Annotated in this window: 21 protein-coding genes; 4 read left to right on the plus strand and 17 right to left on the minus strand. The window is 72.7% G+C overall.

Going from position 1 to position 24,782, the window contains the following annotated elements; genetic code table 11:
- Positions 1–138 precede the first annotated feature (138 nt).
- The 7 genes from truB to rimP all read right to left on the minus strand — a co-directional run bounded on the left by truB (position 139) and on the right by rimP (position 7,150).
- Complete coding sequence (gene truB, locus ACIPPS_RS00175; RefSeq protein ID WP_401424943.1) at positions 139–1,065, minus strand: tRNA pseudouridine(55) synthase TruB; 927 nt, start codon at positions 1,063–1,065, stop codon at positions 139–141.
- Complete coding sequence (gene rbfA / locus ACIPPS_RS00180; RefSeq protein WP_401424945.1) at positions 1,065–1,520, minus strand: 30S ribosome-binding factor RbfA; 456 nt, start codon at positions 1,518–1,520, stop codon at positions 1,065–1,067. Before rbfA ends, truB begins: the two co-directional genes overlap by 1 nt.
- 29 nt (positions 1,521–1,549) lie before the next feature.
- Positions 1,550–1,843, minus strand: coding sequence for a DUF503 domain-containing protein (locus ACIPPS_RS00185; protein WP_401424948.1), 294 nt, complete (start codon positions 1,841–1,843; stop codon positions 1,550–1,552).
- A gap of 141 nt (positions 1,844–1,984) precedes the next feature.
- Positions 1,985–5,086: a translation initiation factor IF-2 gene (infB, locus tag ACIPPS_RS00190; RefSeq protein WP_401424950.1), complete on the minus strand. Its 3,102-nt coding sequence runs from the start codon at positions 5,084–5,086 to the stop codon at positions 1,985–1,987.
- 147 nt (positions 5,087–5,233) lie between these two features.
- Positions 5,234–5,512 carry a YlxR family protein gene (locus ACIPPS_RS00195; RefSeq protein ID WP_401424953.1) on the minus strand — a complete coding sequence of 93 codons (279 nt, stop codon included), beginning with the start codon at positions 5,510–5,512 and terminating at the stop codon, positions 5,234–5,236.
- A gap of 130 nt (positions 5,513–5,642) precedes the next feature.
- The gene (nusA, locus tag ACIPPS_RS00200; RefSeq protein WP_401424955.1) at positions 5,643–6,650 is read right to left on the minus strand and encodes a transcription termination factor NusA; all 1,008 of its coding nucleotides are present in this window, start codon (positions 6,648–6,650) and stop codon (positions 5,643–5,645) included.
- Positions 6,651–6,652: 2 nt separating this feature from the next.
- Entirely contained in the window at positions 6,653–7,150 is a 498-nt protein-coding gene (gene rimP / locus ACIPPS_RS00205; protein ID WP_401424958.1) for a ribosome maturation factor RimP, read from the minus strand.
- 152 nt (positions 7,151–7,302) lie between these two features.
- Here rimP and ACIPPS_RS00210 point away from each other — a divergent pair, with 152 nt between their 5' ends.
- The 4 genes from ACIPPS_RS00210 to ACIPPS_RS00225 all read left to right on the plus strand — a co-directional run bounded on the left by ACIPPS_RS00210 (position 7,303) and on the right by ACIPPS_RS00225 (position 10,400).
- Complete coding sequence (locus ACIPPS_RS00210; protein WP_401424961.1) at positions 7,303–7,893, plus strand: hypothetical protein; 591 nt, start codon at positions 7,303–7,305, stop codon at positions 7,891–7,893.
- Entirely contained in the window at positions 7,890–8,306 is a 417-nt protein-coding gene (locus ACIPPS_RS00215; protein WP_401424963.1) for a DUF4439 domain-containing protein, read from the plus strand. Before ACIPPS_RS00210 ends, ACIPPS_RS00215 begins: the two co-directional genes overlap by 4 nt.
- 43 nt (positions 8,307–8,349) lie before the next feature.
- Positions 8,350–9,249 (plus strand): aminoglycoside phosphotransferase family protein, encoded by a 900-nt coding sequence (locus tag ACIPPS_RS00220; RefSeq protein ID WP_401424966.1) that lies wholly within the window; start codon positions 8,350–8,352, stop codon positions 9,247–9,249.
- Positions 9,250–9,392: 143 nt separating this feature from the next.
- Complete coding sequence (locus ACIPPS_RS00225; protein WP_401424968.1) at positions 9,393–10,400, plus strand: slipin family protein; 1,008 nt, start codon at positions 9,393–9,395, stop codon at positions 10,398–10,400.
- A gap of 147 nt (positions 10,401–10,547) precedes the next feature.
- Here the strand turns inward: ACIPPS_RS00225 and ACIPPS_RS00230 are convergent, their stop codons facing one another.
- From ACIPPS_RS00230 to ACIPPS_RS00275, 10 genes are all read right to left on the minus strand, one after another.
- A complete protein-coding gene (locus ACIPPS_RS00230; protein WP_401424971.1) occupies positions 10,548–12,248 on the minus strand; it encodes a proline--tRNA ligase in 1,701 nt (566 codons plus the stop codon).
- Between the two features lie 104 nt (positions 12,249–12,352).
- Complete coding sequence (locus tag ACIPPS_RS00235) at positions 12,353–12,901, minus strand: GNAT family N-acetyltransferase (protein ID WP_401424974.1); 549 nt, start codon at positions 12,899–12,901, stop codon at positions 12,353–12,355.
- Positions 12,902–12,922: 21 nt separating this feature from the next.
- Complete coding sequence (locus ACIPPS_RS00240; RefSeq protein WP_401424976.1) at positions 12,923–13,768, minus strand: GNAT family N-acetyltransferase; 846 nt, start codon at positions 13,766–13,768, stop codon at positions 12,923–12,925.
- A 209-nt stretch (positions 13,769–13,977) separates the two neighbouring features.
- A complete protein-coding gene (gene ispG / locus ACIPPS_RS00245) occupies positions 13,978–15,135 on the minus strand; it encodes a flavodoxin-dependent (E)-4-hydroxy-3-methylbut-2-enyl-diphosphate synthase (protein WP_401424979.1) in 1,158 nt (385 codons plus the stop codon).
- A gap of 102 nt (positions 15,136–15,237) precedes the next feature.
- Positions 15,238–16,542: a M50 family metallopeptidase gene (locus ACIPPS_RS00250; protein WP_401424982.1), complete on the minus strand. Its 1,305-nt coding sequence runs from the start codon at positions 16,540–16,542 to the stop codon at positions 15,238–15,240.
- Complete coding sequence (gene dxr / locus ACIPPS_RS00255; RefSeq protein ID WP_401424984.1) at positions 16,539–17,801, minus strand: 1-deoxy-D-xylulose-5-phosphate reductoisomerase; 1,263 nt, start codon at positions 17,799–17,801, stop codon at positions 16,539–16,541. The genes ACIPPS_RS00250 and dxr overlap by 4 nt, the downstream gene beginning before the upstream one ends.
- Before the next feature lie 460 nt (positions 17,802–18,261).
- Positions 18,262–20,190: an acyl-CoA dehydrogenase family protein gene (locus ACIPPS_RS00260; RefSeq protein ID WP_401424986.1), complete on the minus strand. Its 1,929-nt coding sequence runs from the start codon at positions 20,188–20,190 to the stop codon at positions 18,262–18,264.
- Positions 20,191–20,449: 259 nt separating this feature from the next.
- The gene (locus ACIPPS_RS00265; RefSeq protein WP_401424988.1) at positions 20,450–21,895 is read right to left on the minus strand and encodes an aldehyde dehydrogenase family protein; all 1,446 of its coding nucleotides are present in this window, start codon (positions 21,893–21,895) and stop codon (positions 20,450–20,452) included.
- A gap of 201 nt (positions 21,896–22,096) precedes the next feature.
- Positions 22,097–23,068 (minus strand): EamA family transporter, encoded by a 972-nt coding sequence (locus ACIPPS_RS00270; protein WP_401424991.1) that lies wholly within the window; start codon positions 23,066–23,068, stop codon positions 22,097–22,099.
- Positions 23,069–23,171: 103 nt separating this feature from the next.
- Positions 23,172–24,731: a PucR family transcriptional regulator gene (locus ACIPPS_RS00275; RefSeq protein WP_401424993.1), complete on the minus strand. Its 1,560-nt coding sequence runs from the start codon at positions 24,729–24,731 to the stop codon at positions 23,172–23,174.
- Positions 24,732–24,782: the final 51 nt, after the last annotated feature.

Consider the following 24,782-nt stretch of genomic DNA (forward strand, 5'->3'; position numbering starts at 1 on the left):
CGTAGGGGGGGGGGGGGGGGGGGGGGGGGGGGGGGGGGGGGGGGGGGGGGGGGGGGGTGGGGGGGGGGGGGGGGGGGGGGGGGGGGGGGGGGGGGGGGGCGCCCCCCCCCCCCCACGAAGGGGAGAGACGTTCCCGCCTCAGCCGAAGACGGCCAGGCTCTTCGCCTTGCCCTTCTGGTCCTCCACCAGCGCCAGCAGACGCCCGTCCGGGCCGAAGACCGCGACGGGCCCCGCCGGGTAGGACGGCATCTCCAGGCGCACGCCGTTCAGCAGCAGCCGTGCCCGCTTCTCGTCGACGTCCCAACGGGGGAACGCCGCGGTGGCCGCGTCGGCGACCGGCATGACCGTCAGCTCCTCCTGGAGCTGGTCGAGCGTCCGGGCCGAGTCCAGCTTGTACGGGCCGACCCGGGTCCGCCGCAGCGCGGTCAGATGACCGCCCACGCCGAGCCCGGCGCCCAGGTCGCGGGCGAGCGCCCGGATGTACGTACCGGAGGAACAGACCACCGAGACGACGAGGTCCACGACCGCCGTGCCGTCCTCGGCGACCGCCTCCCGGACGTCGTACACCTGGAAGGACGAGACCGTGACCGGCCGCGCCGGGATCTCGAACTCCTCGCCGCCGCGCACCCGCGCGTACGACCGCTTGCCGTCGATCTTGATGGCGGAGACCTTCGACGGCACCTGCATGATGGCGCCGGTCAGCTCCGCCACGCCCGCGTCGATCCCCTCCCGGGTCACCTTGGACGCGTCCACGGAGGCCGTGATCTCGCCCTCGGCGTCGTCGGTGATCGTCGTCTGACCGAGGCGGATGGTGCCGAGGTACTCCTTCTCGGTCAGCGCGAGGTGACCGAGCAGCTTGGTCGCCCGTTCCACGCCGAGGACGAGGACGCCCGTCGCCATGGGGTCGAGCGTGCCCGCGTGGCCGACGCGACGGGTCTTGGCGATCCCGCGCATCTTGGCCACGACGTCGTGCGAAGTGAAGCCCGACGGCTTGTCGACGATGACCAAGCCTCCCCCGGCCTCCGGCCGGGAGGTGCCCCCAGGCGTCTTTGCTGCGGTGCTCATCAGGCGGTGGTGCCCTCTTCGTCCTCGTCCTCGTCCTCGGGCTTGCGGTACGGGTCGGCCTCGCCGGCGTACTTCGCGCCGGACGACGCCTCGCGCACGGCCGCGTCGGAGGCCCGCGCCTTGTCGAGGAGGTCCTCGATCGTCTTGGCGGTCTCCGGGAGGGCGTCCGCGACGAAGGTCAGCGTCGGCGTGAACTTCGTCCCGGCGGCGGAACCCACGGCCGAGCGGAGGATGCCCTTGGCGCTCTCCAGGCCGGCGGCCGCGCTGGCCCGCTCCTCGTCGTCGCCGTAGACCGTGTAGAAGACCGTGGCCTCCCGCAGGTCACCGGTGACGCGGGTGTCCGTGATGGTCACGTGCGTACCCAGGCGCGGGTCCTTGATGCCGCGCTGCAGCTTCTCGGCGACCACCTCCCGGATGAGGTCCGCCAGCTTCTTCGCCCGCGCGTTGTCGGCCACTGGTCCTTCTCCTTCTTTGCCTTGCTCATTCAGTCTTCATCAGTGTGGAGCCTGCGTCGCACCGACAGCAGCTCCACTTCGGGCCTGGCCGCGACCAGCCGCTCGCAGCGGTCCAGCACGTCCGACACGAACCCCGGGTCCCCGGACACCAGCGCTACGCCCAGCTGGGCCCTGCGATGGAGGTCCTGGTCGCCCACCTCGGCCGCGCTCACGGAGAACTTGCGCTGGAGCTCGGCGACGATGGGCCGGACGACGGAGCGTTTCTCCTTCAACGAATGAACGTCGCCGAGGAGCAGATCGAAGGACAGAGTCCCCACGTACATGTAATGCCGGATGTCCCGCCGGTTCGGGTTCGGTGGCCCGCCATGCCGTCGCTTGGCAGGAACACCAGAACCGTACACGCAACGGCCGGGGCCGATCGACGGAAATAACTTCCGCCGACCGGCCCCGACCTACCGCTGCGCTCAGGCGCGCGGCTTCTCGCGCATCTCGTACGTCGCGATGACGTCGTCGATCTTGATGTCGTTGAAGTTTCCGAGGTTGATACCGCCCTCGAAGCCTTCGCGGATCTCGGTGACGTCGTCCTTGAAGCGGCGCAGACCGTGGATCGTGAGGTCCTCGGCGATGACCTTGCCGTCGCGGACGAGGCGCGCCTTGGTGTTGCGCTTGACCTCGCCGGAGCGGATGAGGACACCGGCGATGTTGCCCAGCTTGGACGAGCGGAAGACCTCGCGGATCTCCGCCGTACCGAGCTCGACCTCTTCGTACTCCGGCTTGAGGAGGCCCTTCAGAGCCGCCTCGATCTCCTCGATGGCCTGGTAGATCACCGAGTAGTACCGGACGTCGACGCCTTCGCGCTCCGCCATCTGGGCCGCACGGCCGGCAGCCCGGACGTTGTAGCCGATGACGATGGCGTCGGAGCCCATGGCCAGGTCGATGTCGGACTCGGTGACCGCACCCACACCGCGGTGCAGGACACGGATGTCGACCTCTTCACCGACGTCGAGCTGGAGCAGCGAGGCCTCGAGAGCCTCGACCGCACCGGACGCGTCGCCCTTGATGATGAGGTTGAGTTCCTGGACCAGACCGGCCTTGAGCACCTTGTCGAGGTCCTCGAGGGACACCCGGCGGACGCGCTTGGCGAAGGCGGCGTTGCGCTCACGCGCAGCACGCTTCTCGGCGATCTGACGGGCCGTACGGTCCTCGTCGACAACCAGGAGGTTGTCGCCGGCACCCGGGACGTTGGTGAGACCCAGGACCAGGACGGGAGTCGACGGGGTCGCCTCCTCGACGTTGTTGCCCTTGTCGTCGAGCATCGCCCGGACACGGCCGTACGCGTCGCCGACCACCACGGTGTCGCCGATGCGCAGCGTTCCGCGCTGGACCAGGACGGTCGAGACGGCACCACGACCACGGTCGAGGTGGGACTCGATCGCAATACCCTGCGCGTCCTGGTTCGGGTTGGCCCGCAGGTCGAGCGAGGCGTCGGCGGTGAGGACGACGGCCTCCAGCAGGGAGTCGATGTGCAGACCCTGCTTGGCGGAGATGTCGACGAACATCGTGTCGCCGCCGTACTCCTCGGCCACCAGACCGAACTCGGTCAGCTGACCACGGACCTTGGTCGGGTCCGCGCCCTCGACGTCGATCTTGTTGACCGCGACGACGATCGGGACGCCGGCGGCCTTGGCGTGGTTGAGCGCCTCGATCGTCTGCGGCATGACGCCGTCGTTGGCCGCGACCACGAGGATCGCGATGTCGGTCGACTTCGCACCACGGGCACGCATGGCGGTGAACGCCTCGTGACCCGGGGTGTCGATGAAGGTGATGCGACGCTCTTCGCCGTTGACCTCGGTACCCACCTGGTAGGCACCGATGTGCTGGGTGATGCCACCGGCCTCGCCCGCGACGACGTTCGTCTTGCGGATCGCGTCGAGAAGTCGGGTCTTACCGTGGTCGACGTGACCCATGACGGTGACGACCGGCGGACGGGAGACCAGAGCCTCTTCGCCGCCCTCGTCCTCGCCGAACTCGATGTCGAAGGACTCGAGGAGCTCGCGGTCCTCCTCCTCCGGCGAGACGATCTGAACCGTGTAGTTCATCTCCTCGCCGAGCATCGTCAGCGTGTCGTCGGAGACGGACTGCGTGGCCGTGACCATCTCACCGAGGTTCATCATCACCGCGACGAGCGACGCCGGGTTGGCGCCGATCTTCTCGGCGAAGTCGGTGAGGGAGGCACCGCGCGACAGGCGAATGGTCTCGCCGCCGCCGCGGGGCAGCATCACGCCGCCGACCGACGGGGCCTGCATGGCCTCGTACTCCTGGCGCCTCTGCCGCTTCGACTTGCGACCACGACGCGCGGGACCGCCGGGGCGACCGAAGGCGCCCTGCGTGCCACCACGGCCACCGGGGCCACCGGGACGGCCACCGAAGCCGCCGGGACGACCGCCGAAGCCGCCGCCACCGCCGCCGGGACCACCCGGACGACCGCCGCCGCCACCACCGGGACCGCCGGGGCGGCCGGCGAAGCCGCCGCCGCCACCACCGGGACCGGCCGGACGGCCGGCGAAGCCGCCGCCGCCGCCACCGGGACGACCGCCGCCGCCACCCGGACGACCACCGGGGCCACCGGGACCACGACCGCCGCCGGGGCCACCACCGGGACGCGGGCCGGCAGCGGGACGCTGCGGCATCATGCCGGGGTTCGGACGGTTACCGCCGGGCGCGCCGCCCGGACGGGGAGCCTGCGGACGCGGCATGCCACCGGGGGTGGGACGCGCGCCGCCCTGGCCCTGGGGACGCGGGGCGCCACCGGGGCCGCCCTGCGGACGCGGGGCACCCGGCGCGGCACCGCCGCCGGGACGCGGGGCACCGCCACCGGGACGGGGCGCCTGCGGGCGCGCCATTCCGGTGGAGCCACCCGAGGTGAAGGGGTTGTTGCCCGGACGCGGACCGGCCGGACGGGCACCGCCCGGGCGCGGAGCGCCCTGGCCCTGCGGACGCGGGGCACCCTGGCCCTGCGGACGCGGAGCGCCCTGACCCGGACGGGCGGGACGCTCGCCGGCGGGACGGGGTCCCGGGGCGGCGCCACCGGAACGCTGACCGGCGGCGGGAGCCGACGGAGGCGCGGTGAACTCGGGTGCGGCCGGAGCCGGCGTGGCCGGCTTGGGCGCGGGCTTCGGGCCCGGGCGGGGGCCCGAGGCGGCCGGAGCCGGAGAGGGGGTGCTGCTCGCCGGAGCCGCCGGGGCGACCGGGGCCGCAGGCGCGGCGGGGGCCGGCTTGGGGGCCGGGGCGCCGGGCTTCGGGGCAGCGGGACGTGCCGCGGCGGCCGGAGACGGCGCCGAGGGCTTCGAGGGGGCGGCCTTACGAGGCGCGCCAGGCTTCGCAGCGGTCTTGCCGGCGTTACCGCCGGGACCCTGCAGCGCATCAGTCAACTTGCGCACGACCGGCGCCTCGATCGTCGAGGACGCCGAACGGACGAATTCACCGAGTTCTTGGAGCTTGGCCATGACGACCTTGCTCTCCACGCCGAACTCCTTGGCGAGTTCGTATACCCGGACCTTAGCCACTTCGCTCCTTTTAGGTCCGGTTACCGCCGGACCGTCGCTACTTCATGGGCGTACTCATCGCGTACTCATCGAGTGCTCATCGCAATCTCGACCTACTTCCAACTCGCGAGGTACCTGACCGCACGGTCATCCGTGCCGTACTTCTTCTTACGGTGCTGCCTGCTCGACGTGAAAGCGGATTTCCGCCGTTTCGAGCGGACCCTGGACCTTGAAGGCCCTCGGGAACGCCCGGCGACGGACCGCCAGGTCGAGACAGACCGAGGCGGGGTGCAGATACGCACCCCGGCCGGGCAGCGTACCGCGATGATCGGGGACGCATGCGCCCTCGACCGCCACGATGCGCAGCAGATCGCTCTTGGCCGCTCGCTCCCGGCATCCCACACAGGTTCGCTCAGGGCACGCGCGGGCATGCGTCCGGCCAGACACGCTTAAGTCTACCTCCCCGTAACGACCTCACCCGTTCGGGGCAAGAATCGAACGGTCGTCTTGTCGTGATCTCGCCGTCGCACAACGTGACGGCGGCGAGATTCATTCCTCGGTCGGGGTGTGGATCCGCTCAGTCCCGGTCGCGCTCGTCCTCGGACGGGTGCTCGGTGTCCGGGCGGATGTCGATGCGCCAGCCGGTGAGGCGGGCGGCCAGACGGGCGTTCTGCCCCTCCTTGCCGATCGCCAGCGAGAGCTGGTAGTCCGGCACGGTCACCCGGGCGGAGCGGGCCGCCAGGTCGACGACCTCGACCTTGGAGACCCGGGCCGGGGAGAGCGCGCTGGCCACCATGTCGGCCGGGTCGTCGGACCAGTCCACGATGTCGATCTTCTCGCCGTGCAGCTCCGCCATGACGTTGCGCACCCGGCTGCCCATCGGGCCGATGCAGGCGCCCTTGGCGTTCAGGCCCGAACGGGTGGACCGTACGGCGATCTTGGTGCGGTGGCCGGCCTCACGGGCGATCGCCGCGATCTCGACGGAACCGTCGGCGATCTCGGGGACCTCCAGGGCGAACAGCTTCTTCACCAGATTGGGATGCGTACGCGAAAGAGTGACGGACGGACCGCGGACACCCTTGGCGACCCGGACGACGTACGTCCGCAGGCGCAGACCGTGCGTGTACTCCTCGCCCGGCACCTGCTCCTGGACCGGAAGAATGGCCTCCAGCTTGTCGTCCAGGCGGACCAGGACGTTCTTCGGGTCCTTGCCCTGCTGCACCTGGCCGGAGACGATGTCGCCCTCACGGCGGGCGTACTCGCCGAAGGTGACGTCGTTCTCGGCGTCGCGCAGCCGCTGCTGGATGACCTGGCGGGCGGTGCTCGCCGCGATCCGGCCGAAGTCGGACGGGGTGTCGTCGAACTCCTTGGGCTCCTGGCCCTCCTCCAGCTCGGAGGGGTCCTCCTTCGCCCACACCGTCACGTGACCGGTCTGCCGGTTCAGCTCCACGCGCGCGTGGCGGCGGGCCGAGGGCGTCCGGTGGTACGCGATGAGGAGGGCCGACTCGATCGCCTCGACCAACAGGTCGAAGGAGATCTCCTTCTCTTGTGCCAAGCCCTTCAGGAGCTTCACGTCGATGTCCACGGCTACGCCTCCTCTTCCTTCTTGTCCTTGCGGTTGAACTCGATCTCGACACGCGCCTTGGCGATGTCCGCGAACTCGGCCCGGCGGGCGGTGGGCTTGCGCCCCTTCACGCCCGGGACCTCCAGGTCCACGCCGGTGTCGTCGACGGCGAGGATCCGCGCGACGAGCTCGTCGCCGTCGTTCAGCTGGAGCCTGGCGAGGCGGCCGATGGCGCGCACGTAGTGGCGGGGCTCGGTGAGCGGGCGCTCCGCGCCCGGGGTACCGACCTCGAGGGTGTACTCCCCCTCGCCCATCGCGTCGGTCTCGTCCAGCGTCGTCGAGAGCGCGCGGCTCACATCGGCGACCTGGTCCAGATCGGCACCTTCGTCGGAGTCGACGACCACGCGCAGCACCCGCTTGCGTCCCACCGAGGCCACCTCGATCTCCTCGAGGTCGAGTCCCTGCGAGGCGATGAGCGGCTCGAGGAGTGCTCGCAGCCTGTCGCTCTGGGTGGTGCTCATCCGGGTGACTCCTCGGCCGCGTGTGCTGTTGTGGGTTCGTCGCGTGTCAGACCAAAGGGTATCCGGTCGCAAGGGGTGTTGCCGTCCACGGGCCGGGAGGCCGCGGGTACGCTCGCCTGCGGTGATCTTCGATCCGGGCCGAGGGAGTGGATGTGGGGCGCACGGGGACCGTAGGCAGGCGCGCGCTCCTGGCTGCCGGGGCGGTGACGCTGGCCGGCTGCACCTCCGGGGGCGGCGCCGAGCGGCCCGCGAAGCCGAGCGCGGCCGAGCTGGCGGCGCGGGCCGAGGCGGCGCTGCGGCGGCGCTCGGCGGCGACGAGCCGGGGCCTGCTGGAACGTTACGACGCGGTGCTCGCCACGCATCCCGCGCTGGCGGGGCGACTGACCCCGCTGCGGGCGGCGGTGGCGGCGCAGGCCGCGGCGCTGGCCGGGGACGAGGGCCCGGCGGGTGACGCCGCCCCCTCGGCCACCGCTCCCCCGAGCGCCGCTCCTTCGGCGGACACCCGGTCGGCGGATCCGGGCGCCGGGCGGCCCGCGACGGCCTCGTCCTCGGCCTCCCCCGCGCCCGTACCGGCCGATCCGGCCGCCGCGCTCAAGGAGCTGGCGGCCGCCGCGCGGAGGACCGCGGACGCGCACGCGACGGCGCTGCTCGCGGCGCCGCCCGAGTACGCCCGGCTGCTCGCCTCGGTGGCGGCGTCCGGCGCCGCGCACGCGTATCTGCTGACCGAAGGGGACCGGGCATGAGCGCCCTGGACGCGGCGCGGGCCGCGCTCGCCGCCGAGCACGCGGCGGTGTACGGCTACGGGGTCGTCGGCGGCCGGGTCGGGGCCGAGCGACGGGCGGAGGCCACGGCCGCGTACGAGGCGCACCGGGCCCGGCGGGACGGGCTGCGCCGGACCGTGCGGGACCTGGGTGGCGAACCGGTCGCCGCGGCGGCCGGCTACGCGCTGCCGTTCGCGGTGCCGGACACGGCCGCCGCCGTACGGCTCGCCGCCGTCCTGGAGGACCGGGTGGCCGAGGTGTACTCCGATCTCGTGCGGGCCGCGGAGGGTCCGTTGCGGCGGGACGCGGCGGCGGCGCTGCGCGAGGCGGCGGTACGGGCCGTCCGCTGGCGCGGGACCGACGTAACCTTTCCTGGGCTCGCCGAGCGGGTGTAGGCCCCTCGACCCGGCCCCTTTGACCAGAAGGAACAACGCACGCATGGCTTTCGAACCGCCGCAGCGACTGGCACGCACGCTCGGCGAGACGTACGGGGACGCGGTCGCGGCCGAATGGCTCGGGAAACTGCCCGAGCTGGCGCGGACCACGCTCCAGAACGCGTCCGTGGACGTCGAGCGGGTGATGGCGCCCGGCGGGCGCAGCAGCCTGGTGGTGCTCGTACGGCGGGCCGACGGCTCCCCCGCGGCGGTGAAGATCGCCCCTGGTGCGGCACGCCCGGACCTGGAGCGGGACGCGCTGGCGCACTGGGACGGCTGGGGCGCGGTGCGCCTGCTGGCGGCTCCCGAGGACGGTTCGCTGCTGCTCGAACGGCTGCATCCGGAGCAGTCGCTACGGTCCCTTCCGGAGGCGAAGGCGCTGCTCGAAGCGGCGGGCACGGTACGCAGGCTCTGGGTCGAGCCGCCCGCTGGGCACGGTTTCGAGTCGGTCGCCGAGCGGACGGCCCGGCAGGCGACGGCCATGGAACCCCATCGTGCGGATCCGGAGACCGGTGCGCTGACGGCGGCCGCCCTGGAGGCCCGCGAGGAGCTGGTCGCGCTCGCCCCGGAGACGCTGCTGCTGCACGGGAACTTCCGCCAGGGCAAGGTGCTCGCCGGTGACCGCGCGCCGTGGCTGGCCGTGGGCCCCGAGCCGCTGGTCGGGGAGCGGGCGTACGACCTGGCGCGGCTGGTACGGGACCGGGTCGAGGACCTGGTGGCGGCCTCCGCGGGGGCGTCGGCCGCCCGTCGGCGGGTCAACAAACTGGCGGACTCGCTGGAGGTGGACCGGGAGCGGCTGCGCGGCTGGACGCTGTTCCGCGCGGTCGAATCGGGGACGCGGGCGCTGACGGCGGGGCGCCGGCAGGACGCGGAGCTGCTCCTGGAGTTCGCGGGCTGGCTGTAGGTCCACGGGGCGGCTGCGGTTTCGCGAGGCGGTCGCAGGTCTGCGGGGCGGTTGCGGGTTCGTGGGGCGGCTGTGAGTTCGTGGGGCGGCTGTGGGGGGAATACCCCTGCTGTAACGCTCGGCTCGAAGCTCAGGGGGCCGTCATGGTCGAGGAGCTGTTGGCAGCGGCGGCGGCGACCGGAGTAGCGGTCGTGGTCTACATCGGTGCGGCCGCGCGCGTGGTGAAGCAGTACGAACGGGGCGTCGTCTTCCGCTTCGGCCGGCTGGTGAAGGAGGTCCGGCAACCGGGCTTCACGCTGGTCGTCCCCGTGGTCGACCGGTTGCACAAGGTGAACCTCCAGATCGTGACGCTGCCGGTGCCGGCCCAGGAGGGCATCACCCGGGACAACGTGACGGTGCGGGTGGACGCGGTCGTCTACTTCAAGGTGGTCGACGCCGCGGACGCGCTGGTGCGGGTGGAGGACTACCGCTTCGCTGTCTCGCAGATGGCCCAGACCTCGCTCCGGTCGATCATCGGCAAGAGCGATCTGGACGACCTGCTGTCGAACCGGGAGAAGCTCAACCAGGGTCTGGAGCTGATGCTCGACAGTCCGGCCATGGGCTGGGGCGTCGCGATCGACCGGGTCGAGATCAAGGACGTCTCGCTGCCGGAGACGATGAAGCGCTCCATGGCGCGGCAGGCGGAGGCGGACCGGGAGCGGCGGGCGCGGGTGATCAACGCGGACGCGGAGCTCCAGGCGTCGAAGAAGCTGGCGGAGGCGGCGGAGGTCATGTCGGAGCAGCCGGCGGCGCTCCAGCTGCGGCTCCTGCAGACGGTGGTGGCGGTGGCGGCGGAGAAGAACTCCACGCTGGTGCTGCCCTTCCCGGTGGAGCTGCTCCGGTTCCTGGAGCGTGCGGCGCAGCCGCAGGGCGCGTCGGCGCAGGGCGCGCAGCCGCACGCCGAGAGCGCCGCGGACGCGGCGGCGCGGGAGGAGCGCAGGGTGCCGGTGGCGCCGCCGGAGGCCTTCCAGGACCCGGTGCCGATCCTCCCGGGCGAACCGCCGCTGTCCCGACCGACCGTCGACCTCCCGGACCTGGCGCCCCTGCCCGACGACACGCTGGCGGGCGCCCCGGCGGACCCGGCCCCGGACCCCAGGGACGAGGCGGCCTGAGCCGTCCCGTCCCGTTCCGTCCGGCGCGGGGCGGGCGGTTCGGCGTCCCGTCGGGGGAGCCGGCCACGACCGGCTGTGGCCCGCCCCGGCGGAACGGGGCGGGCCACAGGACGGATACGGCCCAGGGGCCGATCCGAGGGTCAGGTGCTAGGCGCTCAGGCGGGCGACGGCCTCGGCGACCGTCAGTTCCTCGCGCTCGCCCGTGCGGCGGTCCTTCAGCTCCAGGACGCCCTCGGCCGAGCGGCGGCCGGCGACCAGGATCTTCGGGACGCCGATGAGTTCCGCGTCGGTGAACTTCACGCCCGGGGAGACGCCCGCGCGGTCGTCGACCAGGACCCGCAGGCCCGCGGCGCGCAGCTGCTCGGAGACATCCAGGGCCAGCTCCGTCTGGAGCGCCTTGCCCGCGGCCACGACGTGGACGTCCGCCGGGGCGACCTCCGCCGGCCAGCACAGGCCCTTGTCGTCGGCGCTCTGCTCGGCGAGGGCGGCCACGGCGCGCGAGACGCCGATGCCGTACGAGCCCATGGTGACCCGGACCGGCTTGCCGTTCTGGCCGAGGACGTCGAGCTTGAGGGCGTCGGCGTACTTGCGGCCCAGCTGGAAGATGTGGCCGATCTCGATGGCGCGGTCCAGCTGCAGTCCCGTGCCGCACTTCGGGCAGGGGTCGCCGTCCTGGACGACGACGACGTCGACGTACGCGTCGACCTCGAAGTCACGGCCCGCGACCACGTTCTTCGCGTGCATGCCGTCCTTGTTCGCGCCCGTGATCCACGCCGTGCCCGGCGCCACCCGCGGGTCGGCGACGTAGGTCACCTTCTCCAGGCCCTGCGGGCCGACGTAGCCGCGCACGAGGTCCGTGCGCTCGGCGAAGTCGGTCTCGGTGACCATCTCGACCGTGGCCGGGGCGAAGTGGGCCTCGACCTTGCCCAGGTCGACCTCACGGTCGCCGGGGACGCCCACGGCGACGATCTCGCCGTCCACCTTCACCAGCAGGTTCTTCAGCGTGGCGGAGGCCGGGACGCCGAGCGAGGCGGCGAGGGTCTCGATGGTCGGGGTGTCCGGGGTGGGGATGTCCTCGGCGGCGGCGACGGCGGAGCCGTCCACCGGCTTCAGCTCGTAGGCGACCGCCTCGGTGTTCGCCGCGAAGTCGCAGTTCGGGCAGTCGGCGAAGGTGTCCTCGCCGGCCTCGGCCGGGGCGAGGAACTCCTCCGACTTCGAGCCGCCCATCGCGCCCGCGGTCGCGGCGCAGATGCGGTAGTCGAGGCCGAGGCGCTCGAAGACGCGCTGGTAGGCCTCGCGGTGCAGGGCGTAGGAGCGGGCGAGGCCCTCGTCCTCGGTGTCGAAGGAGTACGAGTCCTTCATCAGGAACTCGCGGCCGCGCAGGATGCCGGCGCGGGGGCGGGCCTCGTCGCGGAACTTCGACTGGATCTGGTACAGGATGACGGGCAGGTCCTTGTAGGACGAGCACTGGTCCTTCACCAGGAGCGTGAAGATCTCCTCGTGCGTCGGGCCGAGGAGGTAGTCGCCACCCTTGCGGTCCTGGAGGCGGAAGAGCTCGGCGCCGTACTCCTGCCAGCGGCCGGTGGCCTCGTAGGGCTCACGCGGCAGCAGCGCGGGCAGGGAGACCTCCTGCGCGCCGATGGCGTCCATCTCCTCGCGGACGATGCGCTCGACGTTGGCGAGGACCTTCTTGCCCAGCGGCAGCCAGCTCCAGATGCCGGCGGCGGTGCGGCGCACGTAGCCCGCGCGGACGAGGAGCTTGTGGCTGAGGACCTCGGCGTCCGCCGGGTCGTCGCGCAGCGTCTTCGCCATCAACTGGGACATGCGCTGGACCGGTGCGTTGGCCATGGTTCTCGTACTCCTGCCGGAAAAGGGTGATGGCATGGAGGTTAGCCGGGCGGCCCACGCGGGCGGAAATCAGTTCCGGCGCGGCGGCGGGCGGGGGGGGCGGGTCACCGCCTCCGCAGCGGCAGCGGGGCGCCCATCACCGCGTACGGGCGGGGTGCGCTCGGGAAGTGGACCCGGCGGGCCAGGTCGACGTAGCCGAGGGAGCGGTAGAGGCCGCGGGCCGGGCTCTCGGTGTCGATGGCGGAGAGGATCGAGCGGGGCAGCGGCGACCCGTCGGTGATGGTGGTGATCAGCGCGCGGCCCACGCCCCGGCCCTGGTGGGCGGGGTGGACGTGGAGTTCGGTGATGACGAAGGAGTCGTCGAGCCATGCCACGGTGTCGGTGGCGCGGAGGTACGGCTCCACGATGGAGGACCACCAGTGGCCGCGGTCGTTGGGCATCCCGTAGACGAAGCCGACCAGCCGGCCGGCGGCGGTGGTCGCGCCGTACGCGCGGGCGCCCGGGTTCTGCAGATGGCGCAGCACGATGTGGCGGCGGACGACGACCTCGTCCTCGCTCAGTCCGAAGGCGATCGCCTGTACGGCGAGGGCGTCGTCGACCCGTGCGGCGAGGTCGACCGGTCCGATCGTGACGTCGGTGTCAGCGTCATCCATGCGCCGCACCTTACAAGTGCCTCAGAACAGCACGCTCATGAAGGCGCCGACCTCGCGGAATCCGACGCGGCGGTAGGCGGCCCTGGCGGGGGCGTTGTAGTCGTTCACGTAGAGGCTGACGATCGGGGCGACGTCGGCGAGCGCGTAGCGGAGCACGGCGGCCATGCCGGTCTCGGACAGGCCCCGGCCCCGGTGTTCGGGGGCGACCCAGACGCCCTGGATCTGGCAGGCCTGGCGGGTGGCGGCGCCGATCTCCGCCTTGAAGACCACCCTGCCGTCCTCGATGCGGGCGAAGGAGCGGCCGGAGCCGACGAGTTCGGCGACGCGGGCCTGGTAGAGCAGTCCGCCGTCGCCGGCCATCGGGGAGATGCCGACCTCCTCGGTGAACATGGCCACGCACGCGGGCATGATCACCTCCATCTCGTCCTTGCGGATGCGGCGGACGAGCGGGTCGGGGTCGACGGTGACGGAGGGCGCCTCGGTGACCATCAGCGGCTGGTGGGCGCGGACGTCGCGGGCGGGGCCCCAGCTGGGTTCCAGGAGGCTCCAGAGCCGGGAGGTGGGCTCGGAGGGGCCGACGATCGAGGAGCAGCGGCGGCCGGTCCTGCGGGCGCGGTCGGCGAAGGCGCGGATTGCCTCGGGGGTGGCGCAGATGGGGACGAGGTTGGCGCCGGAGTAGCACAGCGAGCGCAGCCGCCCGTCGGCGTACCAGCCCCACATCTCGCCGCCGAGGCGCCAGGGGTCGAGCCCGGCGGCCCGGACGCGGGCGGTCACGAAGGCGTTCTCGACGGGGGCGCTCTCCAGGACGGCGAGCGCGGCGCCGAGGTCGGCGGGTTCGAGGACCCGGGTGGTGGTCTGCGTCAACACGAGGGGGCCTCACCATGCGGTCTGTTGATTCTCCGCACTGTACCTGGAGCGTCGGGGAGGTGGCGGGTGGTGTGCGCGAGGACCCTGCCGGGCGTCCGCGCGGGTCCGGTGGCCCGTCTCCTGCCGGTGGCCCCTCCCGCGCGGACAGCGCGAGACCCCGGCGCGGGGGCGCCGGGGTCTCGGGTGTGCGTCACGTTCCTACGGGTCGGTCAGACGCCGATGGCGACCGTCGGCTCGCCCGACATCACGCCGTCCTTCTCCATCTGCTCGGCGATCTTCATCGCCTCCTCGATGAGGGTCTCGACGATCTTCGACTCGGGGACGGTCTTGATGACCTCGCCCTTGACGAAGATCTGGCCCTTGCCGTTGCCGGAGGCGACGCCGAGGTCGGCCTCGCGGGCCTCGCCGGGGCCGTTGACGACGCAGCCCATGACGGCGACGCGCAGCGGGACCTCCATGCCGGTGAGACCGGCCGTGACCTCTTCGGCGAGCTTGTAGACGTCGACCTGGGCGCGGCCGCAGGACGGGCAGGAGACGATCTCCAGGCGACGCGGCTTGAGGTTCAGCGACTCCAGGATCTGGTTGCCGACCTTGACCTCCTCGACCGGCGGGGCCGAGAGGGAGACGCGGATGGTGTCGCCGATGCCCTCGGACAGCAGCGCGCCGAAGGCGACGGCGGACTTGATCGTGCCCTGGAAGGCGGGGCCGGCCTCGGTGACGCCGAGGTGCAGCGGGTAGTCGCACTGGGCGGCCAGCTGGCGATAGGCGTTGACCATGACGACCGGGTCGTTGTGCTTGACCGAGATCTTGATGTCGCCGAAGCCGTGCTCCTCGAAGAGGGAGGCCTCCCACAGCGCGGACTCGACCAGCGCCTCGGGGGTGGCCTTGCCGTACTTCTTCAGCAGCCGGGCGTCGAGGGAGCCCGCGTTGACGCCGATGCGGATCGGGGTGCCCGCGTCCTTGGCGGCGTGGGCGATCTCCTTGACCTTGTCGTCGAACTGCTTGATGTTGCCCGGGTTGACGCGGACGGCCGCGCAGCCGGCGTCGATGGCGGCGAAGACGTACTTCGGCTGGAAGTGGATGTCCGCGATCACGGGGATCTGCGACTTCTTCGCGATCGTCGCGAGCGCGTCGGCGTCGTCCTGCGTGGGACAGGCGACGCGCACGATCTGGCAGCCGGAGGCGGTCAGCTCGGCGATCTGCTGGAGCGTGGCGCCGATGTCGGACGTCCGGGTCGTCGTCATGGACTGGACCGAGACGGGTGCGTCGCCGCCGACGGCCACCGTACCGACCTGGATCTGGCGGCTCTTGCGCCGCTCGGCGAGCCGGGTCGGAACGGAAGGGATACCGAGAGAGATCGCGGTCATCAGCTGTACAACCCCAAGGTGTGGTTCATCGGGCTCAGGTCTTCGAGATTACCGCCCCCGTGGCGGGTGGCCGGACACCCCGGGGGTCCGGCCACCGAAGGATCACGTCAGCTTCACCGGGTTGACGATGTCCGCCGCGAGGACGAGCAGGGTGAAGCAGACGAACACGCCCGCGACGACGTACGCGGCCGGCATCAGCTTGGCCACGTCGAACGGGCCCGGGTCGGGACGCCGGAAGATCCGTGCGGTGTGGCGGCGTACGGACTCCCACAGGGCGCCCGCGATGTGACCGCCGTCGAGCGGGAGCAGCGGCAGCATGTTGAACAGGAACAGCGAGACGTTGAACATCACGAGCAGCTGGAGGAAGAAGACCAGCCGGGTCTCGGCCGGTGCCTCGATGCTCATCAGCTCGCCGCTGATACGGGCCGCGCCGACGACACCCACGGGTGAGTCCTGCTTGCGCTCGCCGTCGCCGAAGGTGGCGTCCCAGAGGTCCGGGACCTTGCCGGGCAGGGCGAGCACGGAGTGGAAGCCGGCCTGGAGCTGGTCGGTCATCCGGGAGGCGGACTCGCCGAACGTGAGCGGGACGACCTCGCGGCCGGATTCGAAGCCGAGGTAGCCGGCGGAGACGTACTGCGCGGGTTGCAGGACCCGGCCGTCCGCGTCCTTCTTGAGGACCTTGTTCTCCATGAGCGTGGCCTGGAGGGCCAGCTCCCGCCCGTCCCGCTCGACGGTGACGGTGGCGGGCCCGGTGGTGGCGCGGATGCGGTCGGAGAGGGTGTTCCAGTCGGTGACGCGCTCGCCGTTGAAGGCGACGATCCGGTCGCCCTTGAGCAGGCCGGCCTGCTTCGCGGGCGAGACCCGGTCGCTCGGCTTGCAGGTGTCGCGCTTCTCGCTCTGGTCGATGACGCAGTTCGTGACGCCCGCGACCTTGGTGGTCTGGGCCTCGAAGCCGACGGCCATCGCGCTGCCGAAGAAGAGCACGACGGCGAGGACCAGGTTCATGAACGGGCCGGCGAACATCACGATGACGCGCTTCCACGGCCTGCGCGTGTAGAAGAGCCGCTTCTCGTCGCCGTCCTGGAGCTCCTCGAAGGAGGCCTCGCGGGCGTCCTCGATCATCGCGCGCCAGGGCGAGGTGGAACGGGCCTCGATCCGGCCGTCCTTGCCGGGCGGGAACATGCCGATCATCCGGATGTAGCCGCCGGCCGGGATGGCCTTGATGCCGTACTCCGTCTCGCCCTTCCTCCGCGACCAGATGGTCGGACCGAAGCCGACCATGTACTGGGGGACGCGGATGCCGAAGAGCTTGGCCGTGGAGAGGTGGCCGAGCTCGTGCCAGGCGATGGAGACGAGCAGCCCGAACGCGAAGAGCGCGATGCCGAGGAGCGTCAGAAGTACGGTCATGCGCGCGCCTCCGCGGTCGCCTTCGCAGCCTGTGCTGCCAGTTCCCGGGCCCGGGCCCGGGCCCAGGTCTCCGCTTCAAGGACGTCCGACACCGTCAGTGAGGTTCCCCGGTCGGGGATGCCGTGCTCGGTGACGACTGCCGTGACCGTATCCATGATTCCTGTGAAGGGCAGCCTTCCGGCGAGAAAGGCCTCGACGCACTCCTCGTTCGCCGCGTTGAAGACGGCGGGGGCGGTGCCGCCCAGTTCGCCGACGTGACGGGCGAGGCCGACGGAGGGGAAGGCCTCGGTGTCGAGCGGGAAGAACTCCCAGCTGGAGGCCTTGGTCCAGTCGAAGGCGGGGGCCGCGTCCGGGATCCGCTCGGGCCAGCCGATGCCGATCGCGATCGGGCCGCGCATGTCCGGTGGGGTGGCCTGGGCGAGCGTGGAGCCGTCGGTGAACTCGACCATCGAGTGGACGTACGACTGGGGGTGCACGACGACCTCGATGCGGTCGAAGGGGATGTCGTAGAGGAGGTGCGCCTCGATGACCTCCAGGCCCTTGTTCACCAGGGTCGCGCTGTTGACCGTGATGACGGGGCCCATGGCCCAGGTCGGGTGGGCGAGGGCGTCCTCCCGGGTGACGTGCGCGAGCTCCGCCCGTGTACGGCCGCGGAAGGGACCGCCGGAGGCGGTGACGACCAGCTTGCGGACGTCGGCGCGGGTGCCGGCGGCGAGGGCCTGGAAGAGGGCGGCGTGCTCGGAGTCGACCGGGATGATCTGGCCGGGCCGGGCCAGCGCCTTGACCAGCGGGCCGCCGACGATCAGCGACTCCTTGTTGGCGAGGGCGAGGGTGCGGCCGGCTTCGAGGGCGGCGAGCGTGGGCGCGAGGCCGATGGAGCCGGTGATGCCGTTGAGCACCGTGTGGCAGGGCGAGGCGGCGAGCTGGGTGGCGGCCTCGGGTCCGGCGAGGATCTCGGGGAGGGCGGCGCCGGGGCCGTGCAGCCGCACGAGCGCCTCGCGCAGCTCGGACGCCTTGTCCTCGCGGGCGACGGCGACCGCCGCGACCTTCAGCCGGTACGCCTGCTCGGCGAGCAGCTCGACCCGGCCGCCGGACGCGGCGAGGGCGGTGACCCGGAAGCGGTCGGGGTTGCGCAGGACCAGGTCGATGGCCTGGGTGCCGATGGACCCGGTGGAGCCGAGGACGACGATGTCCCGGCGGCCTTCGGCGGGATCGAAGACCACGTGCGGGTCGGCGAGAGGAGAGGGGCGGTCGCTCATGCCCCCATTCTTGCCGCAAAGACGTCGCGCCCTTCACGGGGGACGGGTGAACGCTCCGAAGAGGTCGTGCGAGAGAGGTCGTGCGAGAGAGGTCGTGCGAGAGAGGTCGTGCGTGCGAGCGGGCGGCCACGTTCCGCGCGCGGGTCGAGTCGGCGGCGGTGATGCCGGGTGCGGGGGGGCGGTGACGGCGGGGGGCGGTGACGGCGGGGGCCGGATGCCCCCGGCCCGGGGGCTCGGCCGGGAGGGCGGTACGCCCGGGGGCTGAGCCGGGAGGGCGGTACGCCCGGGGGCTGGGCCGGGGGCGGTAGGCCCAGGGGCCCAGGCCGAGGGGCCGGTGGGTCCGGGGGCCTGGGCCGGGGCCGGTAGGCGTGCCGGGCCGCGGGGGGCTGGGCGCCCGGCCGACCCTTCCTGACGAGCGTCCGGAGCGGTGGCCGGTGGGCGCCGGCTCGGCGGTGCTCCGTCACGGGATCGTGCGGTGGGCGTTCTCCTGGGTGGACGGGCCCGGCGCCGCGTCCGCGACCCACGGGCCGTCGCCCGAGGGGTCCACCACGCCCGCCTCCAGCCACTCGAAGCGGCCCGCCATGACGCCGTCCACCACCCGGCGGTCGATGTCGTCCGTGTTCGACCAGAGGCGCCCGAAGAGCTCCTCCACCCGCAGCCGCGCCTGTCGGCAGAACGCGTCCGCCAGCGCGTGGGCCTCCCGGCCGTGCGGGTCGCCCGAGGACCGCATCCACTCCGCCCGTACACACGCCGCGCTCATCGCGAAGAGCTCCGCGCCGATGTCCACGATCCGCCCGAGGAACGCCTGCTTGAGCTCCATCCGCCCCTGCCACCGCGACATCGCGTAGAACGTCGAGCGGGCCAGCTTCCTGGACGTCCGCTCCACGTACCGCAGGTGCGCCGCGAGGGCGCCGAACTCCGCGTACGCGTTCGGGAGTTGCCCCGGACCGGCGACCAGCTTCGGCAGCCAGCGCGCGTAGAAGCCGCCCGCCCTGGCCCCCGCCTTCGCCTTGTCGCCCAGCGACGCGTCCGGGTCGATGATGTCGCCCGCCACGGCCAGGTGCGCGTCGACCGCCTCGCGGGCGATCAGCAGGTGCATGATCTCGGTCGAGCCCTCGAAGATCCGGTTGATCCGGAGGTCGCGCAGGAGCTGCTCCGCCGGGACCGCCCGCTCACCGCGCGCCGCCAGCGAGTCCGCCGTCTCGTACCCCCGGCCGCCCCGGATCTGGACCAGTTCGTCGGCGATCAGACAGCCCATCTCGGAGCCGTACAGCTTCGCGAGGGCCGCCTCGATCCGGATGTCGTTGCGGTCCTCGTCGGCCATCTGGGAGGAGAGGTCGACGACCGCCTCCAGGGCGAACGTGGTCGCCGCGATGAAGGAGATCTTCGTGCCGACCGCCTCGTGCCGGGCGACCGGCTTGCCCCACTGTTCCCGTACCGCCGACCACTCTCGCGCGATCTTCAGCGCCCACTTCCCCGCGCCCACGCACATCGCGGGAAGCGAGAGCCGGCCGGTGTTCAGCGTCGTCAGCGCGATCTTGAGGCCCGCGCCCTCGGGGCCGATGCGGTTCGCGGCGGGCACCCGCACCCCGTGGAAGCGTGTGACGCCGTTCTCCAGACCGCGCAGGCCCATGAAGGCGTTGCGGTGCTCGACGGTGATGCCGGGCGAGTCCGCCTCCACGACGAAGGCGGTGATGCCGCCCCGGTGTCCCTCGGACTTCGGCACCCGGGCCATGACGACGAGCAGATCGGCGACGACGCCGTTGGTCGTCCAGAGCTTCACCCCGTCGATGACGTAACCGTCCTCGCCGTCGGGCACGGCGGTGGTGGCGAGCCGGGCCGGGTCGGAGCCCACGTCCGGCTCGGTCAGCAGGAAGGCCGAGATGTCGGTGGTGGCCAGGCGCGGCAGATAGGTGTCGCGCTGTTCCTGCGTACCGAAGATCTTCAGGGGCTGCGGTACGCCGATCGACTGGTGCGCCGAGAGCAGCGCGCCGATCGCGGGGCTCGCCGAGCCCACGAGGGCGAGGGCCCGGTTGTAGTACACCTGGGTGAGGCCGAGGCCCCCGTACTTCGTGTCGATCTTCATCCCGAACGCGCCGAGCCTCTTGAGACCGGTGACGACCTCGTCGGGGACGCGGGCCTCGCGTTCGATGAGCCGGCCGTCGATCCGGGTCTCGCAGAACTCCCGCAGCTTGGCGAGGAACGCCTCGCCACGCCGTACGTCCTCCTCGGACGGGAGCGGGTGCGGGTGGATGAGATCGAGCCGGAACCGGCCCAGGAACAGCTCCTTCGCGAAGCTGGGTCTGCGCCAGTCCTGCTCGCGCGCTGCCTCGGCGACCTGCCGGGCCTCGCGTTCCGTGACCTTGGGCCGCTGGGTGGGTGCGGACATGAGGAGCTCACCTCGCCGCTCGTCGGGTGCCTTGTGGCTACTCGTCCGTGGTACCCGATTCCGGGCCGTACGGAAAGCGGTACGGGCGGTGGTACGCGGCGGGTTCGGGAGGCGGCGCTCAGCGCGTTCCGGGCGGCGTACGCGACGAGGGGCGGGGCGCGCGCGTACGAGGACGGCCGGAGCCCCCGCACAGTGGGCTCCGGCCGTCGGTCTCGGATAACCCGTACGCCGCGTGCGTGCGTACGGGTGACAGGGCCGCCTAGAGGGCGAGGCCCGTGAGGACGAGGACGCGCTCGTAGGTGTAGTCGTCCATCGCGTACTTGACGCCTTCGCGGCCGACGCCGGACTTCTTGGCGCCGCCGTACGGCATCTGGTCGGCGCGGTAGGACGGGACGTCGCCGATGATCACGCCGCCGACCTCGAGCGCGCGGTGGGCGCGGAACGCGGTCTGCAGGTCGTGGGTGAAGACGCCCGCCTGGAGGCCGAAGTCCGAGTCGTTGACGGCGGCGAAGGCCTCGGCCTCGCCGTCGACCTTGGCGACCGTGAGGACCGGGCCGAAGACCTCGGCGCGGGCCAGGGTGACGTCGGCCGGGATGTCGGTGAGGACGGTCGGGGCGTAGGTCGCGCCCTCGCGGCCGCCACCGGTGAGCAGCTTCGCGCCGCCCTTGACGGCCTCGTCCACCCAGGCCTCGACGCGCTTGGCGGCGTCCTCGTCGACCAGCGGGCCGACGTCGGTGGCGTCGTCCGCCGGGTCACCGGTGACCTGGGCCTCGACGGCCGCGACGATCTTCGGGACGAGCCGGTCGTAGACGGTCGCGTCGGCGATCACGCGCTGCACGGAGATGCAGGACTGGCCGCCCTGGTAGTTGGAGAAGGTGGCGATCCGGGTCGCCGCCCAGTCCAGGTCCTGCTCGGACGCCCAGTCGCCGAGGACGACGGCGGCGGCGTTGCCGCCGAGCTCCAGGGTGCAGTGCTTGTGCGGCACGGACTGCTGGATGGCGTAGCCGACGGTGTCCGAGCCGGTGAAGGAGATGACCGGGAGGCGCTCGTCCCGCACGAGGGCGGGCATGCGGTCGTTCGGCACGGTCAGGATGGACCAGGAGCCGGCCGGGAGGTCGGTCTCGGCCAGCAGCTCGCCCAGGATCAGGGAGGACAGGGGGGTGGCCGGGGCCGGCTTCAGGATGATCGGGGCGCCGACGGCGATGGCCGGGGCGACCTTGTGGGCGCTGAGGTTCAGCGGGAAGTTGAACGGCGCGATGCCGAGGACGACGCCCTTGGGGATCCGGCGGGTGAGCGCCAGGCGGCCGACGCCACCGGCCTCGGTGTCGAGCCGCTGGGCCTCTCCGCCGTTGAAGCGGCGGGCTTCCTCGGCGGCGAAGCGGAAGACGGAGACGGCGCGGCCGACCTCGCCGCGCGCCCACTTGATCGGCTTGCCGTTCTCGGCGGAGATCAGCTGGGCGATCTCCTCGGTGCGCTCGGCGAGCCGCTTCGATACGTGGTCGAGGGCGGCGGCGCGGACGTGCGCCGGGGACGCGGCGAACTCGTCGACGACCGCGTGGGCGGCGGCGACGGCCTCCTCGACCTGGGCCTCGGTGGGCACGCTGACCTTGCCGACCAGACGTCCGTCAAAGGAGTTCGTGACGTCGAAGGTGGCGTCGCCGGTGGCCTCGCGGCCGGCGAGCCAGAAGGCGTGGGTGGCAGTCATTGCGTCCCGGCCCTTTCGTATCGGGGGTGCGAGCGATTGCTCTCGTGCCACGTTAGGGCGAAGCGGGCGGACGGTGGTTTGTGCGGTGTGGAGTGGTGGGGGCGGTCGACTCCTACGGATTGGCGGAAGGGCGGTGTGCGGGCGGCGGCAGGGCGGGCGGAGGGCTGCGGGCGGCGGGCGCCCGGGGTGGGCGCAGCCCGCTCAGCGGCGGCGTTCCGTCGTCACGATCAGGCACACGCCCGCCACGACCACCGCGCCGCCGAGGGCGATGGGCCAGGTGAGGGCCTCGTTCAGGATGAGGGCGCCGAGGAGGACGGCGACGACCGGGTTGACGTACGCGTAGGTGGCGACGAGCGAGAGCGGCGCGGTCTGGAGCAGCCAGGCGTACGCGGTGAAGGCGATCAGGGACCCGAAGACGACGAGGTAGGCGAGGGCGGCCCAGGAACGGGTGGAGATCGCGGCGAGGTCGAGCCCGTGCTGCTCGCCCCTGATCAGCGCGACCGCCGCGCAGCCGAGGCCGCCGGCGACCATCTCGTACGCACTGGCGGTGAAGGGGTTGGCGGGCATCGGGATCCGGGAGGACGAGAAGGAGCCGACCGACCAGAGCAGGGACCCGACGACGACGAGGGCGACGCCGCTGATGCGGACGTCACCGCTGAGCCCGGGGAGGGTGAGGACGGCGAGTCCGGCGAGTCCGAGGAGGACGCCGGCCACGCCGCCGAGGGTGGGGCGCTCCCCGGAGACGGCCTTGAGGACGACGACCCAGGCGGGGACGACGGCGACGAGGAGTGCGGCGAGACCGGAGGGGACGGAGGTCTCGGCGAGGACGACGAGGCCGTTGCCGCCGAGGAGCAGCAGCACGCCGACGAGGGCGGCGGAGCCGAGCTGCGCGCGGGTGACCTTGAGCGCGGCGGGGCCCTGCCGCCAGGCGATCAGGCCCAGGAGGAGGAGGCCCGCGACCACGAAGCGGAGCCCGGCGGACAGGAAGGGCGGCATCGTCTCGACGACGATCCGGATCCCGAGGTAGGTCGACCCCCAGACGACGTACACGATCCCGAGTCCGGCCCAGACGGCCCCGGATATCCGGCGTCCCGACCGCTCGGGGGTGGGGACAGGAGCGGAGGGAGGAGTGAGGGGGCGGACCTCGTGAGCCGGATCGACGGGGCTTGTCATGCACAGGAGATTAGGCAACCGGATGCCAGGAGGCCAAGGAATTTGCCCGCGATCGGGCAGCAGGAGCAGGTTCTGGCGCCGAACTGGCCGGGTCTCGGCCTCCCTACCGCTCCCCCGCGTCCGTCCCCGTCGCCTTCAGGGCCAGCCACAGCTCCATGCGGACGTCCGGGTCGTCCAGGGAGCGGCCCAGGATCTCCTCGACGCGGCGCATGCGGTAGCGGAGGGTGTGGCGGTGGACGCCCAGGTCGGCCGCCGCCGCGTCCCACTGGCCGTGGCGGGAGAGCCACGCCCGTAGGGAGGCGACCAGGTCGCCGCGGCCCGTCGCGTCGTGTTCGTACAGCGCGCGCAGCATGCCGTCCGCGAAGGCGCGCACCGCGTCGTCGGCCAGCAGCGGCAGGACGGAGCCCGCCGCCAGGTCCTCGTGCTCGACCAGCGCCTTGCCCCGCCGCCGCGCCACCGACAGCGCCTGCTCGGCCTGCTTGTACGCGGCGGCGGCAGCGATCGGGCCCGCCGGGGCGGAGAGCCCGACGACGACACCGGCGTCCTCCGCGTCCCGCTCGCTGTACGCCTCACAGGCCGAGACGACCGCCCCGCCGTCCCCGGCCAGGACCAGCAGGCGCTCCTCGCCCTCCGGCACCGTCAGAACCGTCTCGCCCGCGCGCGCCGCCGCCGACTCCAGGGCCTCGGCCAGCTCAGGGAGCGGCGGCTCGCCCTCCCGCTCCCCCGGCACCGGCTCGGCGATGAGCAGCCGGAAGGGGGCGTCGAGGAGCCCGCCGTACAGGTCGCCGGCGACCGCCCGCGCGTGGTCCGGCTGGCCGGACAGCATCATCCGCAGCACCGCCGCGCCGAGTCGCGCCTCGGCCGCCTGGAGCGAGCGCGAGCGCTCGGTGGTCAGCGTGAGCAGGGCGATCGCGGAGTGCACGGCGTATCGTTCCGCCGTCCCGAGCGGCGCGCCCGTGCCGACCGCGAGCGCGCCCCTGACCCGCCGCCCCGTGCCGAGGGACTGGAGCTCGACCCGGTCCTCCGTGCCGCCGACGACCGCGCTCGCGGGCGCGGGCCGCTCCCGGAGCCGTTCGACGTCGGGGGTCAGTCGGGCGGCCCGGCGCGCCGCCCACTCGGGGGAGGCGGCGAGGACGGTCCCGGAGGTGTCGTAGAGCGCCGCCCAGCCGTCCACATGGGCCGCGAGCCGCGCGACGACCGCGACGGGGCCCTCCGCGAGCGCGGCCCTGGTCATCTCGCGCTGGGCCTCGAAGCCGGCCGTGACCGCCCGGTACTGGTCGGCCGCGATGGCCGCGGAGACGGCCTTGCTGATGGCCAGGAACGGGGTCCGGCGCGGTACTTCGAGCAGCGGGAGGCCCTCCGCCCGCGCGGCCTCCACGAGCGTGGCCGGAATGTCCTCGTAGTTGACGCCGATGGCGAAGCCGAGCCCCACCACGCCCGCGCCGAGCAGCCGCCGGACGTAGCGGCGCATCGCGTCGGCGTCCCCGGCGTCCAGGGTGAGCGCGGTGGTGAGCAGCAGTTCGCCGCCCTCCATGTAGGGGACCGGGTCGGCGAGCTCGCTGACGTGGGCCCAGCGCACGGGGGTGTCGAGGCGGTCCTCACCCGCGCGGACGGTGAGCTTGAGAGCCGAGTGCTGGACGAGGGAGGCGAGGGTGGGCGGCATTGGGGACCGTCGGACCTTTGAGCGAGGGGGCGCCGCTCAGCCGAGCGGCGC

Origin of the sequence: Streptomyces sp. NPDC090127 (genome assembly GCF_044746945.1) — a bacterium.
In the GTDB taxonomy this organism is placed as follows: Bacteria; Actinomycetota; Actinomycetes; order Streptomycetales; family Streptomycetaceae; genus Streptomyces.

Coding starts and splice junctions, on each gene's coding strand:
- ACIPPS_RS00270 (WP_401424991.1), bottom strand. CDS start 23,068: ATGACAAGCCCCGTCGATCCGGCTCACGAGGTCCGCCCCCTCACTCCT.
- ACIPPS_RS00185 (WP_401424948.1), bottom strand. CDS start 1,843: ATGTACGTGGGGACTCTGTCCTTCGATCTGCTCCTCGGCGACGTTCAT.
- ACIPPS_RS00225 (WP_401424968.1), top strand. CDS start 9,393: ATGGTCGAGGAGCTGTTGGCAGCGGCGGCGGCGACCGGAGTAGCGGTC.
- ACIPPS_RS00250 (WP_401424982.1), bottom strand. CDS start 16,542: ATGACCGTACTTCTGACGCTCCTCGGCATCGCGCTCTTCGCGTTCGGG.
- rimP (WP_401424958.1), bottom strand. CDS start 7,150: ATGAGCACCACCCAGAGCGACAGGCTGCGAGCACTCCTCGAGCCGCTC.
- ACIPPS_RS00220 (WP_401424966.1), top strand. CDS start 8,350: ATGGCTTTCGAACCGCCGCAGCGACTGGCACGCACGCTCGGCGAGACG.
- ACIPPS_RS00215 (WP_401424963.1), top strand. CDS start 7,890: ATGAGCGCCCTGGACGCGGCGCGGGCCGCGCTCGCCGCCGAGCACGCG.
- ispG (WP_401424979.1), bottom strand. CDS start 15,135: ATGACCGCGATCTCTCTCGGTATCCCTTCCGTTCCGACCCGGCTCGCC.
- ACIPPS_RS00260 (WP_401424986.1), bottom strand. CDS start 20,190: ATGTCCGCACCCACCCAGCGGCCCAAGGTCACGGAACGCGAGGCCCGG.
- ACIPPS_RS00265 (WP_401424988.1), bottom strand. CDS start 21,895: ATGACTGCCACCCACGCCTTCTGGCTCGCCGGCCGCGAGGCCACCGGC.
- ACIPPS_RS00235 (WP_401424974.1), bottom strand. CDS start 12,901: ATGGATGACGCTGACACCGACGTCACGATCGGACCGGTCGACCTCGCC.
- truB (WP_401424943.1), bottom strand. CDS start 1,065: ATGAGCACCGCAGCAAAGACGCCTGGGGGCACCTCCCGGCCGGAGGCC.
- dxr (WP_401424984.1), bottom strand. CDS start 17,801: ATGAGCGACCGCCCCTCTCCTCTCGCCGACCCGCACGTGGTCTTCGAT.
- ACIPPS_RS00275 (WP_401424993.1), bottom strand. CDS start 24,731: ATGCCGCCCACCCTCGCCTCCCTCGTCCAGCACTCGGCTCTCAAGCTC.
- ACIPPS_RS00230 (WP_401424971.1), bottom strand. CDS start 12,248: ATGGCCAACGCACCGGTCCAGCGCATGTCCCAGTTGATGGCGAAGACG.